Below are 17,242 nucleotides of genomic sequence, written 5' to 3'. Positions count from 1 at the left end.
TAACCTAATTAGCGGCACAATACCGTTGAATAAAGTCTGCATGGCTTGGCATGCCCGCCACAGCTTGCTGCATTGTTTGAGCTATTTGTCTCATCACTTGTTGTAACTGCTGGGGGGCAAGATTATCGGCTCTTGGGTGATAGCTTTTAGGTTGAATATTTTGTCCTAGTAATACAGCTAGCCAATTGGTTTCGATAAATAATTCATTATTGCAGGCGCGAATTTGCCCGGTTTCTTTAAATAATTCTATTCGACTAGCCAGAGAGTCTGGAATCGGCATATTTTGGCAATGGCGCCAAAATTCTGAATCTGTTCTTTGTGTGGCTTTATAATGCAAAATAATAAAATCTCGTACTTGAGTGAATTGTTTAGCCATTTCACTGTTGTATTCATCAATTTTGCATTGCGCCAAACTTTTGTTGGGAAACAATTGAATTAATTTCATGATGCCGGTTTGAATCAGATGAATGCTAGTTGATTCTAACGGCTCCACAAAGCCGCCAGATAAGCCAATCGCCACACAGTTTTTATGCCACTGTTTAGTACGCATGCCGGTTTGAAACTTGAGTTGTTGAGCGTCGGTTAAAGTGGGCGACTCTAGTTTGCTAAGCAATAGGTCATGGGCGCTACTATCATCCATAAAGTCAGTGCTATAAACCATGCCATTGCCTGTACGGTGTTGCAATGGAATACGCCACTGCCAACCACTGGGGTGCGCTATGGCTTGGGTAAAGGGCCGAATATTACCTTCTGGGCGTGCTGTAGGTACGGCTATTGCGCTATTGGCTGGTAACCATTTAGACCAGTCTTCAAAGTCGCTAGCTAAATTTTGCCCAATAAGTAAGGCTTTAAAACCCGAGCAGTCTATAAATAACTCGCCCTCTACCCTTTGTTGATTATCTAATAACAGTTCGCTAATCATGCCATCTTGGGTTTGTTTAACCTGTATGACTTTTCCTTCAATTCTTTTCACCCCTTCTTGTTGCGCAATGTCACGTAAAAAATTAGCGTATAGCCCTGCATCTAAGTGATAGGCATTAAAAAATGTAGATAACACTGAACGCGGATCGGAATTGGGCGGGGAAAATTTACCTTGCTCAGCGGCTATACAAGGTATGCAATAGTCAGCTAAGGCGCTGGTATCACCATGGGCTTGTTGTTTTAACCAATAATGATAAAAAGGCAAAGCATTTAGGTCGTGGCCATAGTTACCAAAAGGGTGTAAATATTTGTCACCTATAGCCGCCCAATCACTAAATTCTATCCCTAATTTTATACTGGCTTGGGTGGCCCGCATAAAGGCTTGTTCATCTATGCCTAACTGACGATTAAATTCTTTAATACCTGGAATGGTGGCTTCACCCACACCTACAGTGCCAATTGCATCAGACTCAACCAAGCAAATGTTCACCTCTGGATAACGAATATATTTAGCTAAAGCGGCGGCTGCCATCCAGCCTGCTGTGCCACCACCTAATATGACAATTTTTTTAATATGTTGTGGTGACATCTTATTCCTATACTCTACTTTTTACTTGGCCGACTAGCCTAGGTTACTGAATCAAGGCCCTGAAAACCATCACTGATTTTGGATCACAATAGACTGTGTCGGGTTTTTTACAGGCTCTGAATTCGAAACTGGCAAGACTTGTTTGTTTAAACGCTTTTGAATAAAACTATCAATGGGCGGTGGATTAGAGCAATCAAAAGCCCCTCCTAAAAGATTTAATAAAACCGCAGCGGTTCTTTTGGTTGCCGAACTACAATCGGCTTGTACTGTTAAGCTTTTCATTAAAACTTGCTCTTCGCTTAGAAACCTATTTTGATCGGTAGGCGCTTCAATAGCGGCATGTTTTTGTTGTTGAAACTCATTTGCGGCCAATTCAGCAAGTTGAGTTTGTTGCTGTTGTTGAAAATAACTTAAATGTTTTCTAGCCAAATTGGTGGCAGCACTTTGTAGTTTGGCTTGTGCCGATTGGGTCATAAAGTCATTATTAGCTTGGGGGCTTGGTTTATTTTCAAGTTCTGGCACAGGCTCGTCACTTTGCTTGGCTGTTGGCGCTGGGGCTTCTGCTATTGGCTCTATGTCAGTGGGTGCTGGCTCAATAGGTAATTCGGGTGGCATAGGAGTTTCGGGTTGAGGTTCTGGATCTACTTGTTCCTGTTCCTCCTCCTTTACTGCTGGTTCAGGCTTTGCTGCTTCGGCAAAAATCAGTTTGGCCTTAATCACCACTTGCTCGTCTGGGGGCGTCTGGCTAATTTCAGGGTGTTGGGTGGAGCGAGTCATCACATAGAAAATCAGCAGGTGAGCCAGCAGCGATACCCCAAAGGTATAAAGTATTATTTTATTATTTTGTAACACTGCTTTTGGGGCTTGGCCTTAGTCGATACTGAGTGATTATAGAGTCATTTTGGCTGTATTAGTTCAGTCTACTCAATGACAGATATAAGTATCTAGCCTTAAAGTACAGGACTCAAGTGTTATATTGTTTCAGCAAGTTTAAAGCTTTGGCTTTGGAGTCGGCAACCTCTAATTGAAGATCAGAGTCGATAAAAAGCTTTTCGCTTATTTGTTGAAGTATCTGTCGTTCATTATCTAATAGTGCTGCGACTATATGTGTAGCACTTGCATGTTCTAAGTCACTTTTTCCTATTAAGGTAATAGAAATCACATCCTCTTTGGTAAGGCTGATGCCAGTAATTTGCGTGTAATCAATCAGGATCTTTTTGTAGTTGTGGATAGCGGATTTGTACTCTGGGCTTTTAAACATCATTAACAAATCTAGTGCATTTAGGTTGCCTTCTAAAGTAAAGCAAGCTACGTCATGCTCAATTGAACTGCTGTACGGCATTGTTTTTCCTACTTCATTTTTCTACGTCCTAATAAGCATATGACAGGTTTTTAAAACCTGCCGAAAATCCCACTCATTTTTAAGGCTTTTTAAGGCTAAATGTCTTTAATTTGTGAGCGCACCAAATTGATCCTGCCACTAGAGTACGCACCAAAATAATGCATAAGAGTGGAATATTCAAAAAGCAATGCCGCTTAACTAACTGATTTTAAACATAAAAAAAATTGGCATAAGTTTTGTTGTGTGAGAGGTCACAACCTTAACAAAAAACCATAATCTGGGAGCAACACATGAAATTAGTCACAGCGATTATTAAGCCTTTTAAGCTTGATGATGTGCGAGAAGCCATTTCAGAAATCGGCATTGATGGATTAACCGTCACTGAGGTAAAAGGGTTTGGCCGTCAAAAAGGACATACCGAATTATACCGTGGTGCTGAATATCAAGTCGATTTTTTACCAAAAGTTAAGCTTGAGGTAGCGGTACAAGATGATCAAGTTGAACGTCTGGTTGAAGCCATAGTGGGCGCAGCTAAAACCGGCAAAATTGGTGATGGAAAAGTATTTGTTTATGACTTAGAGCATGCCGTTCGTATTCGTACTGGCGAAACCGATGGCGAAGCCATTTAGATAATAGGAGAGTTACTGTGAGCATTACCTTTGAATTAGGCTACGCCCTAGATACATTTTACTTTTTAATTTGTGGTGCACTGGTTATGTGGATGGCCGCTGGTTTTACCATGCTTGAAGCAGGTTTAGTGCGAGCAAAAAATACCACAGAAATTTTAACCAAAAACGTCGCGCTTTATTCAATCGCCTGCATTATGTACATGGTGTGTGGTTATTCAATCATGTATGGCGGTGGCGACTTTAGCCTGTTTTTAAGCGGCATAACAGCTGATGGAGCAACTGGGGTGGCAGAAGATCCAGCTACTTATGCACCTTCTGCTGATTTCTTTTTCCAAGTGGTATTTGTTGCTACGGCCATGTCTATAGTGTCGGGCGCCGTTGCTGAACGCATGAAGCTTTGGGCCTTTTTAGCCTTTACCGTAGTGCTGACTGGCTTTATCTATCCAATGGAGGGTGCTTGGACTTGGGGGGGAGAAGCCGTATTTGGTTTGTACAAATTAGGAGATTTAGGTTTCTCTGACTTTGCTGGTTCGGGCATTGTACATATGGCCGGCGCAGCTGCCGCTTTAGCTGGGGTGTTGTTGTTAGGTGCCCGAAAAGGCAAATACACAGCAGACGGAAAAGCTAATGCAATACCAGGTGCAAACTTACCTTTAGCTACTTTAGGAACCTTCATTTTATGGATGGGATGGTTTGGTTTTAACGGTGGTTCTGTTTTAGCAACCGCATCAGTTGAAAGCGCCAATAGTGTAGCTGTGGTCTTTCTAAACACTAACGCTGCTGCAGCGGGTGGTTTAGTTGCAGCGCTAATTTTAGCTAGAGTATTATTTAAGAAAGCTGATCTAACTATGGCCCTAAACGGTGCGTTGGCTGGATTAGTGGCCATTACTGCTGAGCCTTCTACTCCAACCCCTTTACAAGCCACATTGTTTGGTGCCTTAGGTGGCGTGTTAGTAGTATTTAGCATTATTGCTTTAGATAAATTAAAAATTGATGATCCTGTTGGGGCGATATCAGTTCACGGGGTAGTGGGTTTATTGGGCTTGTTATTGGTACCTTTTACTAACGATGGGTCTACTTTTGGTGGCCAGTTAATTGGCGCAGCCACTATTTTTATCTGGGTATTTGTTACTAGCTTTATTGTTTGGACCATACTTAAAGCTGTGATTGGCATTAGAGTCAGTGACGAAGAAGAGTTTGATGGGGTAGATATGAGCGAATGTGGCTTAGAAGCTTACCCAGATTTCAGCGTTTCACGTAAATAATACCTAAAAAGCTAATAAAAATAATAACAGCAGGTGTTTAAAAACACTTGTGTAGAACACACTTTAGCCCTGATTGATTCAGGGCTTTTTTGTTTTTCTAATCATCTATTTAAGGAATTGTCGTGAGACTATGCAAGAGCAGATAAAAACAGGTTATGCTAAGGCAAATTAGGTTTATTTAAGTTGGGTAAAATGAAAACGATACTTACCACAGTGCTAATGTATTTTGCGGCAATAGCCTCTAGCTCGGCTTTTGATCGTATTACTGGCCAACCTTTTGCGAGCCGCTCGGAAGTTATTGCACCTAATGTGATGGTGGCGACCAGTCAGCCCTTAGCTACACAAGTGGGGTTAGAGGTGTTACGTCAAGGTGGCAATGCCATTGATGCGGCTATTGCTGCCAATGCCATGTTAGGCTTAGTTGAACCCACAGGTAGCGGTATAGGCGGCGACCTTTTTGCCATAGTATGGGATGCCAAAACTCAAAAACTTTATGGTTTAAATGCTTCTGGCCGCTCTCCGCAATCTCTTACTCTTGAACACTTTAAGCTTCAAGGCTTAGATAAAATTCCTGCCTATGGTCCTTTACCTGTTTCGGTACCAGGTGCGGTTGATGGATGGTTTGAGTTACATAATAAATTTGGCCGCTTGCCCATGCGCGACATCCTAACGCCAAGCATCGAATATGCTAAAAATGGTTTTCCAGTCAGCGAGTTAATTGCGTATTACCTGAAACTAAGCCAAGCAAAATTTGAACAATACCCAGGCTTTAAAGAAACTTATATGCCTAATGGTAAGGTGCCTACTAAGGGGCAGCTATTTCGCAACCCAGACTTAGCTGTTACTTATGAAAAAATCGCCACAGGTGGCCGCGATGTGTTTTACAAAGGGGATATTGCCCGCGCAATTGCCGCTTATATGCAAGAACAAGGTGGGTTTTTAACCTATGAGGATTTGGCTTCGCATACCTCAGACTGGGTCACCCCAGTTTCAACTAACTACAAAGGATATGATGTATGGGAATTACCCCCTAATGGCCAGGGCATTGCGGCCTTGCAGATCTTAAATATTTTAGAGCAATTTGATGTGGAGGATATGGGCTTTGGCTCATTAGATTATATTCACACCTTTGTTGAAGCAAAAAAATTGGCATTTGAAGATCGCGCTAAATATTACGCAGATCCAGACTTTAACCAAATTCCAGTTGAGTGGTTAATTTCAAAACAATATGCACAACAAAGAGCCAAGTTAATAAAGCCTAATCTTGCGGCCAAAAGAGTCGATGCGGGAATTAATCATGGCGACACTATTTACCTAACAACTGCAGATAAAGAAGGCAATATGGTGTCGTTAATTCAAAGTAATTACCGAGGAATGGGCTCGGGAATGACTCCAACAGGATTAGGCTTTATGCTGCAAGACAGGGGGGAGTTGTTTAGCCTACAAGCAGGTCACTTCAATCAATATGCGCCTAACAAAAGACCTTTCCACACTATTATTCCCGCATTTATTACCCGCGATGGTAAACCTTGGGTCAGTTTTGGTGTGATGGGGGGCGGTACGCAACCGCAAATGCATGCACAAATTGTGGTGAATCTCATCGACTTTGGTATGGGCTTACAAGAAGCCGGCGATGCCCCGCGTATGTTGCATTCTGGCTCTAGTCAACCCACGGGAGAAATTATGTCAGATGGAGGTTTTGTTAGTCTAGAGACCGGCTATTCACCTTTGGTTAGACGCGAACTAATCAAAAAAGGCCATGTCATTCAAGATGTATTAGGTTCTTTTGGAGGCTATCAAGCTATAATGCGCGATCTTAAAACCGGGGTATATTATGGGGCTTCGGAAAGTCGTAAAGATGGTCAAGCCGCTGGTTATTAAGGGCTAATTTATTTTTAACAAAGAGTGTTGTTTAACAAGTATTAGGAGTGGGCAGCATGAGAATATTGTTATTTTTAGGTACTAATATCGCCATTATGGCGTTGTTGGGTTTAACTTTTAGCTTATTGGGTATTCAAGGGTTATTGGCCAATAATGGGGTTGATCTGGATTTGCCGGCCTTGCTTATTTATGCCTTAGTAATAGGTTTTAGTGGGGCATTTATCTCGCTGTTTTTATCTAAATTTTTAGCTAAACGCAGTATGCGAGTGCAGCTTATTCAACAACCTCAAAACGCTACTGAACGTTGGTTAGTTGAAACTGTGGAAAACATGGCCAAGACAGCTCAAATTGGCATGCCTGAAGTGGGAATTTTTGATCACTCAGCTCCCAATGCCTTTGCAACTGGCTGGAATAAAAACCATGCGCTGGTGGCGGTGAGTACTGGGCTATTAAACCATATGAATAAAAGTGAAGTAGAAGCGGTTCTAGCTCACGAGGTGAGTCATGTTGCTAATGGCGACATGGTCACTATGACGTTATTACAAGGGGTGTTAAATACCTTTGTGGTGTTTTTATCTAGAATAATAGGTCATCTAGTAGACCGAGTCGTATTTAAAGTTGAAAGAGGCCACGGGCCGGCATTTTGGATAGTGTCTTTTATTGCCGAAATTATATTAGGTGTATTGGCAACTATGATAGCTATGTGGTTTTCTCGATACAGAGAATATCGGGCTGATGCAGGGGCGGCTAAGTTAGCCGGTAAACAAAACATGATTGCGGCTTTGCAACGCTTAGAAAAAGTGCATGAAGCCCCAGAATTGCCAGACGAAATGGCAGCTTTGGCTATTAATGCCGGTAAAGTGCAAGCGCTCTTTGCTAGTCATCCACCTTTGGCTTTACGCATCAAAGCCTTACAAAACATGCGAAACTAACTAATGAGCCAAGCCCAAAAAGGCATTTGCGCCGAGCCTAATTTACATGCTTTATTTTTAACTTTTACTGTGGTGGATGACGATCACCAAACTGTGCGAGAAAAGTTAGTGCAAATATTAAGTTTGTTTGCACAATTTGATGAAGAATATTATGAGGCTATGTTGTCTGGCTTTATCGCTATAGGCACAGAATACTGGTATGAACTTTATCCTACTATTATTCCTAGAGAATTGGCGCCTTTTCCTGATGTGCATTGTGAAGATCGCAATGCACCTATCTCTCCAGGAGATTTGTTAATAGTAGTCAAAGCAGACCGCATGGATATTTGTCATGCGCTGGCCGTACAAGTGATGCAGCTTTTAAAGCCGCATGTGGATTTATTTGAAGAAGTGCGCGGCTTTAGGTATTTAGATGGCCGAGATTTAATGGGCTTTGTAGATGGCGGTCAAAACCCTAGAGGCATGCGTAAGTTTGAAGCGGCACTGGTGAAAGATGATGATCCGGATTTTACTGGTGGCAGTTATGTGTTTATTCAAAGGTTTAGGCACCACATGGACAAGTGGCAAGCTTTACCTTTAGCTCAACAAGAGCAAATAATAGGGCGTCAAAAAGCCAATGATAGGCCATTGGAAGAAAGTCAGGTATCGCCTTCTAGTTACGCAGTTCGGGCATCCATATGCGACGGCAGCGGCAAACAGATTAAGATGTTAACCCAAAATATGCCTTATGGTGATATGTCGACCCAAGGCTTGGTTTTTGTTGCTTGTGCAGCAAGCCCTGAACCTTTTAGGCAATTATTACACAGCCGTGTAGTGGGCGATGGACAAGGAAATTATGACAAACTCTTGGATTACACAACTGCAGAAACAGGCGGGGCATTTTTTGCGCCTTCAGTGAGCTTTATTAAAAAACAAGCTAAAATACTATAACTCAGCATGAGTAGGTACTTACCTACATGCGCGTTGAAGGTTAAAGTAAAATAGCACCATCCCAGTCTGCAGCAAGCTCTGCAGTGCTCAAAATATCACATTGCTCTAGATGATGAATCACTAAAATATCGTCAGGAAACTGCGACTGTGCCAGTTGAAATTGCTGCTTGGCTTGTTTCCATTGTTGGGCCTTTCTAAAGGCTAAACCTTGTTCGATAAAACTCTGATTGGCCAATTTTAGCGCCTTGATTTCAGCGCTTTGATGGTCGATCACTTCGTAAATTTCAATGGGGGTTTGTCTACCTTTTACTCTTACCCAGTCGAGTAAGCGATATTCAAAGTGTTGCTGGGCTTGTGCCTGTTCTAAAATTTGTGCACTGACAATAATATCGGCGTTGTATCTTGGAGCTAAGGCTTCGAGTCTAAACGCCACGTTAACACTATCACCTATCACAGTGGTGTCCATTCTGTCGTCTGAGCCTACTGTGCCTAAAATAACTGGGCCAAAATGAATGCCAATACCTACATTTACTGGTGGATAGTGGCAATTAGCTCGGTGTTCGTTATACAAATTAATCGCAAATCGTAGATCTAGTGCTGCTCGAATGGCATCTTGCGCTTTATCGGTATTGGTGCCTGCAGGGTTATCAAACAAGGCCATGACCGCATCACCAATAAACTTGTCGATAAAGCCGCGGTTGTTATGAATTGGTTCATTCATTCGCAAGAAATAAGAATTTAAGAAATTCATTAATTCTTGTGGACTCATTTGTTCTGATAAGCCAGTGAAACCACGAATATCAGAAAATAATATGGCCAATTCATCTTCATCAGCTCGGCCTAATTCAAGGGTAGAGGAGCCATGTTTGGCAAAATGATCAACAAATTGTTTGGGCACAAATTTTCTAAAGGTTTGGCTTAAGGCTTTGGCTTCGTCGGCTTTATCTCGGTATTTTTGCTCTGTGAGTTGTCTTTTAAGTTTACGCTTTTTAGCACTGACTTCACTGCGCCGGCTTTTATTTAACAAGATCACCAACACCACTGAATATCCAGCAATAATGGCAAATAAAAATAACGGCACAGGTTGAAGCACTTGCTCAAGCATAAATTAAATTGTGTCTCTTTTTACCAGGAATACGCCCACATTTAACAATGAGCAGCCACATCAGCTAAGACTAAGTCAGCAATATCTAATGTAGCTTGAATGATCTCATCGCTATGTGCAGCAGATACAAATCCTGCTTCGTATGACGCAGGGGCTAAATACACACCTTTTTCTAACATACCATGATAAAAGTGATTAAATTGTTTTGCATTACAATTAATTGCTTGTTGGTAATTAGTTACTCTTTCTACATCGGTAAAGAATAATCCAAACATGCTGCCAGCATAATTTACCGACATAGGAATACCATGTTTATCGGCTAAAGCTTTAAAGCCCAGGGCTAAGGTTTCTGTGGTTTGGGCTAATCTTGGGTAGAGTCCAGTTTGCATAATTTCTGTTAACGAGGCTAAACCTGCGGCCATGGCCACTGGATTACCCGATAAAGTACCAGCTTGATAGACTGGGCCATCAGGTGAAATATGCGCCATTATTTCAGCTTTGCCACCAAAGGCTCCCACTGGCATACCGCCACCTATAACTTTACCTAAACAGGTTAGGTCGGGTTGAATATTATACTTTTCTTGGGCGCCACCTCGTGCCACTCGAAAGCCTGTCATCACTTCATCAAAAATAAGCAAGGCCCCGTATTTGTCGCAGATGTCGCGTAACCCTTGCAAAAAGCCCTCTACAGGTGGAATACAATTCATATTACCAGCAACAGGTTCAACTATTATGCAGGCAATATCTTCTGGGTGTTGTGAAAAGGCATGCTCTACCGACTCGAGGTTATTAAACTCCATAGTCAGGGTGTGCTGAGCAAAGTCTGCAGGAATACCTGGCGAACTAGGTACCCCAAATGTTAATGCACCCGAACCGGCTTTAACCAATAAGGCATCTGCATGGCCGTGATAACAGCCTTCAAATTTTAAAATTTTATCGCGGTTGGTGAAGCCTCGAGCGAGACGTATGGCGCTCATGGTTGCTTCGGTGCCAGAATTAACCATTCTTAACACTTGCATAGAAGGCACAATTTCACTGACCTTTTCTGCCATTAACACTTCTGCTTCAGTTGGCGCACCAAAACTCAATCCCTTACTAGCGGCTTCTATTACTGCTTGACGAATATTGGGGTGATTATGCCCAAGCACCATAGGTCCCCATGATTGTACGTAATCTATGTATCTTTTGCCGTCTACATCAAAAATGTAAGGGCCATCGGCTTTACTGATAAAAGGAGGAGTGCCGCCTACCGCTTTAAAGGCTCGAACCGGGGAATTTACGCCCCCTGGAATATGCTGTTTAGCACGCTTAAAAAGGCTTTCTGATTTTTGCATAATGTCTACTTTATAAATTGATTAGGTGAATGATAACAAAGCCTTAGGTGTTTACATACCAATGCACTTTTTGGTCAAAGTCGGCGACTTTGTTTTCGACGCCCAGAGTAAGGGCAAATAAAGCCATGCGCACTAGCACCCCATTATCTGTTTGTCTAAAAATAGCTAAGTTAGGGTTTAAATTTAAATCATTGTCTAACTCATTGGCTTCGGCACGGGAGTCTCTTGGCAAGGGATGCATAATGACAGTTTTAGATTGAAAGTGTTTAGTATAAATCTGCTGATTTAAACGAAACTTACCGCGGTATTGGTTGGCTTCTTGTTGTGATGGAAAGCGTTCTTCTTGTATACGAGTTTGGTAACAAATATCTGCATCTAGGCTACCTGATAGTTGTTCGGTAATAGTATATTGGTGTCCAGCGTTTTCTATGGCGTCAATAATGCTGCTAGGCATGGCCAATTCTTTTGGGGAAATTAAGGTAAAGCGTACATTGTTAAATAAACACAGAAGTTTAGATAATGAGTGTACAGTTCGTCCGTATTTTAAATCGCCTATCATGGCAATATGCATCCCATCTATGCTATTTCCATGGGCGTTTAATTCACTTTGAATAGTGTACAAATCTAATAATGCTTGTGTGGGGTGTTCATTGGCGCCGTCTCCGCCGTTTAATACCGGCACACGACTCCCTTGAGCAAATTCGGCCACCGAGCCCGCATCAGGGTGGCGCATAGTGATAATATCTGAATAGCCACTTAGCACGCGAGCGGTATCATACAAAGATTCACCTTTGGCCAAAGCAGAATTACTAAGGCCTGTGGTTTCTCTTACTTCGCCACCTAATAAATTAAACGCGGTACCAAAACTGACCCGCGTTCGAGTGCTGGGCTCAAAAAATAAATTACCCAAAATAGCCCCATCTAATACAGTGGTGCGTTTTTGCCTTTTGGCATAAGGCTGCATTTGATGGGCTACACTAAATACCTGTTCAATGGCCGCACGGTCAAATTGATTAACCGACAGAATATGACTGCCTTTAAAATTCATAGGGTAAATATCTTATACAAGCTTAGGTGCTAAGTATTTTACCAAAGTTCAGCTGATATTGTTATAAACTCAATGCTTTTGCCGACTAATACTTTTAGGCCCCTGAGTGTGCTGCTTAGTGACAACACTTTTGGGGGCTGAGTGCGTTTTAGCATAATTAAATCGTGGACTCTTAACCGCGCGTTCATTGTGCTTGGTCGCATACACTTTTGTTGGTTTAGGCGCACTGATATTGTTATGCGGCGCTTTAACTTGGCTTTCTGAGGGCGTGGTTTTAGGTCCGCTATATTTATGCAAATTAAGACGGCGTTTTTTATCTTGAACGCCTTGCTTAGCCGCTTTTAGAGGTTTATTTAAACCTGAGTTAACTTTAGCCTTGTTGGCATGTTTTGATACTTTGTACGCCTGCTTAGTGACATCTTTATGACTAAGTTTTTGGCTCAGTTTTAGATGTTTTTTATTTCGCTGCAAGGCATAAGGCTGTTGAGTTTTCTTGGCATAGCTAGTTAGGCGTTTTTTGTGGCCATAATGAGCTATGACATTAGATTTTCTAGGCTGGCGCTGCTTAGACCAACGCGGGTATTCTTTTACTCTTACTCTGGGGTGGTGCTCAGTATAATGCGCCCAACTTCTATGTGCTGTGTGTCTGTAATGATAATCGGCAACTAGTTGTCTTTTGTGCCAATGAAAACCACCAAAATAAAAGCTGGGGCGAATGGCAAAACCTAAACTCCAATAGAAACCCGCATGATAAACCGCATGTCTAGGACTATGCCAAAAAACGGGGTGATGATGATCCCACCACCAATTACCATACACCACTCGAGTATCATAATAGGGCACATAAATGATGTGTTTTTGCACAGATTCAACCACAATTTGTTGATCTTGGTTAGAGACTTTTACATATTGATTATTGTCTAAATTGCCATTTTGATATGCATGTTGACGTAACTTTTGCACACTGGCTAACAGGCGCTCCTCGTCATGTAAAAAGGCCAAGCCTAAGTTTTGCAGCCAATCTAAATCTTGATCTAACCTGCGCAATAACTCATCAAAAGGAACTAAGGCTTTAACACTAGGATCCCAGTTTTTATCTTCAATGGCGTCCATCACTTGCTCTGTATCTAAGTGTTTATTCGCGGCTCGCCATCTTGCCGCTTGAACTAGCTCTAACGGGTAGGTTGAAGCGATCAATATATGAGAGAGTAAAGTGTCGGGATAGAGGGCAATAGGAGCCAGCATTTGCTCGAGCTCTGCCTGACTAAAGGGTTCAATTGTTTGAGTATCATACTCTTGACTGTCAAGTTCACTGTAGTTATGACCTTGACTCGAATTATCTTGACCTTGAGCAAAAGGCACTGAGCCGCCTAGCAAGCTAACAAACATAATAAAATTTGCTAAATGGCTTTTAATGGGATTTTGCATAACCTGTTCCTGTTGTGTCTAAACACTAGCTGAGCTTTGGTTTAACAAAGCTCAGCTAGCAGGGAAGATTAGGTTATACCGAGTTAAGCCTTAACCATGACTGAATAAAACATGGCATAAACTAAACGGACAGTTTGTTTGAGTTAAGCTGGCTGTTAAAGGTTATTTCAACAAATGTTTTTCGAACTGATGGCCTAACTTTTCGGTTTTGGTGCGAATGTAGACTCTGTTGTCGTCGGTAACGCCATGATCAATAGGCGTGCGTTCAACTACTTTAATACCCATGCTTTCGAGGGCTTTGGCTTTTTTGGGGTTGTTGGTCATGAGGTTGACTTGCTTGACCTGCAATTTATCCAGCATGAGTTTGCAAATGCCATAATCCCGAAGGTCGGCATCAAAGCCCAAGTGTTCATTTGCTTCTACTGTATCCATGCCTTGATCTTGCAATTGATAGGCTCGAATTTTATTTAATAGTCCAATTCCACGGCCTTCTTGGCGCAAATATAACAACACCCCTTTGCCTTGTTGAACGATATTTTGTAAGGCTTTTTCGAGTTGGGCCCCACAGTCACAACGGGTACTAAATAAGGCATCACCGGTTAAACATTCAGAATGAATACGAATAGGCACTATATCTTCTGCTTGCCATTGACCGTAAGACAAGGCTACATGTTCTTGATTAAGTTGATTATCGATAAAGCCATGGATTTGAAACTTTCCCCAATGTGTTGGGAGTTTGGCTGAACTGATATATTGATACTTGTCTGATTTCACTGTCATAATTTATAAAGTGTACTTAGTTAAATAAAAATGTTTGAGAGAATGACTCAACTGCATACATCAACTAAGTCGCAGTATCTAAGGTTAAGTTCATTTGCTATCGCTAATTTTCTGACTATATGGGCACTATTTAGCAGAATACAAGGTTAAAAAACGCTTCAGTGTGGGTTAAATTCTAACAGTGATTGAGGTTTAGCTATGCCGTAACCTTGAGCATAATCTACTCCCATTTTACCTAGCTCAATCATTATTTCACTGCTCTCCACAAATTCGGCCACAGTTTGCATGCCCATAGCTTTAGCCACCTCATTAATTGAATTGACCATAGCCATATCTATCGGGTCGATTAATATATCTTTGACAAAGCCCCCATCTATTTTAACTTGATCTACAGGTAAGTTTTTTAAATAGTTATAAGAAGAAAAGCCACTACCAAAATCGTCTAAGGCAAACATACAGCCTAGTTGTTTAAAGGTATTTATAAACTCTAAGGTTTCTTCCATCTTTAAAATGGCCATGCTTTCGGTAATTTCAAAGCACACTTTATGATAGCTTACTTTATGTTTTTCAAATGCATTAAGTACAAATAGTTTAAGCTCTTTATCTGCTAGTGAGTGCCCACTTAGGTTGATATTTACTCTAGCCAGTTGATCTTGATGTAGTGGGTTATTTTCCAGCCAATTAAAATAATGTTCAATCACCCAACGGTCGATTTGTGCGGTTAGGTTGTAACGTTCTGCGGCAGGTAAAAAGTCACCTGGGCTAATGATGTTTTGCTCTTGGTCACGCATTCTTAATAACACTTCGTAGTGATGGCCTTGAGTGTTTTCAGTTAACGACTGATAGTGCTGATAATAAAGCTCAAAGTGATTATGTTGTAAGGCTTGATGAATTTTGGTCACCCACTGCATCTCAGACTCATATTTTTGCATATGTTGATCTTGCGATGAGTAAGTATGAATTTGGTTTCTGCCCCTTTCTTTAGCTAAATAGCAGGCAGAATCTGCCATGCTAAGAATTTGTTCTGGGGTATGAATGTTTTCTTGCCATGGCACATGGCCAATACTGATCCCCAAAGTAAAAATGCGGTTTTCCCATACAAAACGAAATGCTTGTACAGTGTTTAATAATTTATTGGCTAATAAATAGGCTTCTTGGGCATTTTCTCCCACTAATAATACGGCAAATTCATCACCGCCTAAGCGCGCTAAAGTGCCTTTCTCATTTACAGTATTATCTAGTTTGTTGGCAAGTTGCTTAAGCAAGAGATCGCCGGCTTTATGGCCACAGGTATCGTTAACTGTTTTAAATTGGTCTAGGTCCATATACAGCAAAGCTAAATCGGTATATTGGTCTTGAGCATTTAATAAAGCAATGTTTAGCCGTTGCTCAAATTCACGTCTATTAAATACCCCCGTTAGTGAGTCATGGGTGGCTAAATACTCTAAGCTAATATTGGATTGTTTACGCTCAGTAATATCCGAAATAGACCCACATAAATATTGACTATCTTGTTGAGAATTAATTTGCGCTGAGACAGAAAACCATAACTCACTGCCGTCTTTACGTTTACCTTTAACTTCTTTGCCTAATACTTTGCCATTTTTGCGGATTTCACCTAATAAAATATCTCTATCTTGTGTGTCTGCGTAAAACTGTTGGGTGTTATTCACTTCATTAATCATTTCGGTTTCGTTGGCATAGCCAAATAGCTGACACATAGCTGGATTAACGCTAATTAAGTTACCTTCTAGATCTGAAGTGTATAGGCCTTCAGTGGAGTTTCTGAACAGTTCGTAAAAGTGTTGCAGATTAGTAATGGTTAATTGTTGTTGTATGTTGTGCCGCGAGGTTAATACTCTCTCGTGTGCTTCTATGGCTAAGGCTATGAATAAAATACCTAAGGTAATAAGCATAATAAAAAGCATTTCAGTGCTTTGTGCCATGGAAAAACCAGCTAAATACAAAATCACCTGAGCAAAACCACTTAAAGCAATAAGGGCTAAACCTAGTAAGCACACCAAGTTAGCCACTTTTTTATCTGGTTTGTGATAAAAGTAAGCAAGAACGGCAATTAATAAAATGTTAAAGCCAGTCAAACCCAAATTAAACATTAATTGCAGGCCCGTATCTTGTGAAAAGGCCATGGCCAAAGTCAAAAAACCTGTGGCGTAAAAAGTGTAGCGCCACAAGGTAGGAATTTTTTCTAAAATGGCAAAGGTGACTTTGGCTGAGGTTAACAATAACAATCCAAACAAAGCGCAATTCAGGTTAGATATATAGGCTGTTAGCCCAGTAATTTGGCCTAATATGCCATTGGCATTTAGGAACAACAGCAAAAATGTGGCAGTAGACAAGGCAAACCAAAACCGCACTGGGCTGCGCATAAAAATGTAGGTAATAAAAAAATAGCAGGCCAGTAAACCTAACCCACCGCATATAATGCCAATAGTGGCTAACATTAATTGTTCGTTTTCTACATGCTCAGATTCTGGGGTTAAATACAGCCCAAACATGATAGGCCCGTGGTGATTTATGCGTAGGTAAATGGTCACACTTTGCTGATTAGTATTAATTGGTGCAACAAAATGTCGGTTTCGGATGGGTCGCTTGTCATAATCACGATTGGCCCCCATTAAATAGGCACCCAGAATGCGCTCTTTGTTGTCTAATAAAAAAACACTGACATAGTCGAGTTTTGGGTTGGCCACAGTTAAAAAATAATGTTGTTCTTTGGGAGTATTAAAATCAACGGTCAGTTTTCCCCATAAACTTTGGTTAGCAGGGATAGAGTGGGGAGAATAACTGCCTTGCCAATTCGTGACATTTTGAATATCTGAGAGTTGAGTATTTTTATCTGCAATATGCCACTGCATGTGTTTATGTAGGTTTATTTCTGGGTGACTATTAGCAAGCACTAAAGAAGAAGATGCAGCGCCTAAATTAAAGCTAAAAAGCGTACATAACAAAGCCAAGATCCCACTTACCGCATAATTTGATTTCATTATTATCCTTTCGGCTTATATATGGTTACTCGATTTTTCTTAACCAACCTCAG

General features: G+C 41.2%; 14 protein-coding genes. 5 read left to right on the top strand and 9 right to left on the bottom strand.

The features are described 5' to 3' along the window. Nucleotides 1–4: 4 nt before the first annotated feature. The 3 genes from ACVCDT_RS12750 to ACVCDT_RS12740 form a co-directional block, all read right to left on the bottom strand. A complete protein-coding gene (locus tag ACVCDT_RS12750) occupies nt 5–1,510 on the bottom strand; it encodes a tryptophan halogenase family protein (RefSeq protein WP_447133168.1) in 1,506 nt (501 codons plus the stop codon). A gap of 69 nt (nt 1,511–1,579) precedes the next feature. Then, nucleotides 1,580–2,362 carry a hypothetical protein gene (locus ACVCDT_RS12745; RefSeq protein WP_447133167.1) on the bottom strand — a complete coding sequence of 261 codons (783 nt, stop codon included), beginning with the start codon at nt 2,360–2,362 and terminating at the stop codon, nt 1,580–1,582. Nucleotides 2,363–2,474: 112 nt separating this feature from the next. Continuing rightward, nucleotides 2,475–2,852, bottom strand: a complete 378-nt coding sequence (locus tag ACVCDT_RS12740) for a hypothetical protein (protein ID WP_447133166.1) — start codon at nt 2,850–2,852, stop codon at nt 2,475–2,477. A 290-nt stretch (nt 2,853–3,142) separates the two neighbouring features. Here ACVCDT_RS12740 and glnK point away from each other — a divergent pair, with 290 nt between their 5' ends. The 5 genes from glnK (at nt 3,143) to ACVCDT_RS12715 (ending at nt 8,489) form a co-directional block, all read left to right on the top strand. Further along, entirely contained in the window at nt 3,143–3,481 is a 339-nt protein-coding gene (glnK, locus tag ACVCDT_RS12735; protein WP_006992692.1) for a P-II family nitrogen regulator, read from the top strand. Nucleotides 3,482–3,498: 17 nt separating this feature from the next. Next, entirely contained in the window at nt 3,499–4,746 is a 1,248-nt protein-coding gene (gene amtB / locus ACVCDT_RS12730) for an ammonium transporter AmtB (protein ID WP_447133165.1), read from the top strand. A 192-nt stretch (nt 4,747–4,938) separates the two neighbouring features. Next, nucleotides 4,939–6,627: a gamma-glutamyltransferase gene (ggt, locus tag ACVCDT_RS12725; protein ID WP_447133164.1), complete on the top strand. Its 1,689-nt coding sequence runs from the start codon at nt 4,939–4,941 to the stop codon at nt 6,625–6,627. 56 nt (nt 6,628–6,683) lie between these two features. After that, nucleotides 6,684–7,559, top strand: coding sequence for a protease HtpX (gene htpX / locus ACVCDT_RS12720; RefSeq protein ID WP_447133163.1), 876 nt, complete (start codon nt 6,684–6,686; stop codon nt 7,557–7,559). Between the two features lie 3 nt (nt 7,560–7,562). Beyond that, on the top strand, nt 7,563–8,489 hold the full coding sequence (locus ACVCDT_RS12715) for a Dyp-type peroxidase (RefSeq protein WP_447133162.1): 927 nt from the start codon (nt 7,563–7,565) through the stop codon (nt 8,487–8,489). A 40-nt stretch (nt 8,490–8,529) separates the two neighbouring features. Here the strand turns inward: ACVCDT_RS12715 and ACVCDT_RS12710 are convergent, their stop codons facing one another. From ACVCDT_RS12710 to ACVCDT_RS12685, 6 genes are all read right to left on the bottom strand, one after another. Next, a complete protein-coding gene (locus ACVCDT_RS12710; RefSeq protein WP_447133161.1) occupies nt 8,530–9,594 on the bottom strand; it encodes an adenylate/guanylate cyclase domain-containing protein in 1,065 nt (354 codons plus the stop codon). A gap of 41 nt (nt 9,595–9,635) precedes the next feature. Beyond that, nucleotides 9,636–10,928 carry a glutamate-1-semialdehyde 2,1-aminomutase gene (hemL, locus tag ACVCDT_RS12705; RefSeq protein ID WP_447133160.1) on the bottom strand — a complete coding sequence of 431 codons (1,293 nt, stop codon included), beginning with the start codon at nt 10,926–10,928 and terminating at the stop codon, nt 9,636–9,638. 43 nt (nt 10,929–10,971) lie between these two features. After that, nucleotides 10,972–11,976 (bottom strand): aspartate carbamoyltransferase, encoded by a 1,005-nt coding sequence (locus ACVCDT_RS12700; RefSeq protein ID WP_447133159.1) that lies wholly within the window; start codon nt 11,974–11,976, stop codon nt 10,972–10,974. 69 nt (nt 11,977–12,045) lie between these two features. Beyond that, nucleotides 12,046–13,404: a DUF3300 domain-containing protein gene (locus ACVCDT_RS12695; protein WP_447133158.1), complete on the bottom strand. Its 1,359-nt coding sequence runs from the start codon at nt 13,402–13,404 to the stop codon at nt 12,046–12,048. A 162-nt stretch (nt 13,405–13,566) separates the two neighbouring features. After that, on the bottom strand, nt 13,567–14,184 hold the full coding sequence (gene ribA, locus ACVCDT_RS12690; RefSeq protein ID WP_447133157.1) for a GTP cyclohydrolase II: 618 nt from the start codon (nt 14,182–14,184) through the stop codon (nt 13,567–13,569). A gap of 158 nt (nt 14,185–14,342) precedes the next feature. Beyond that, nucleotides 14,343–17,189 (bottom strand): EAL domain-containing protein, encoded by a 2,847-nt coding sequence (locus tag ACVCDT_RS12685; RefSeq protein WP_447133156.1) that lies wholly within the window; start codon nt 17,187–17,189, stop codon nt 14,343–14,345. Nucleotides 17,190–17,242: the final 53 nt, after the last annotated feature.

Source organism: Paraglaciecola aestuariivivens, assembly GCF_052983255.1.
This window is presented reverse-complemented; position numbering and strand designations above follow the sequence as displayed.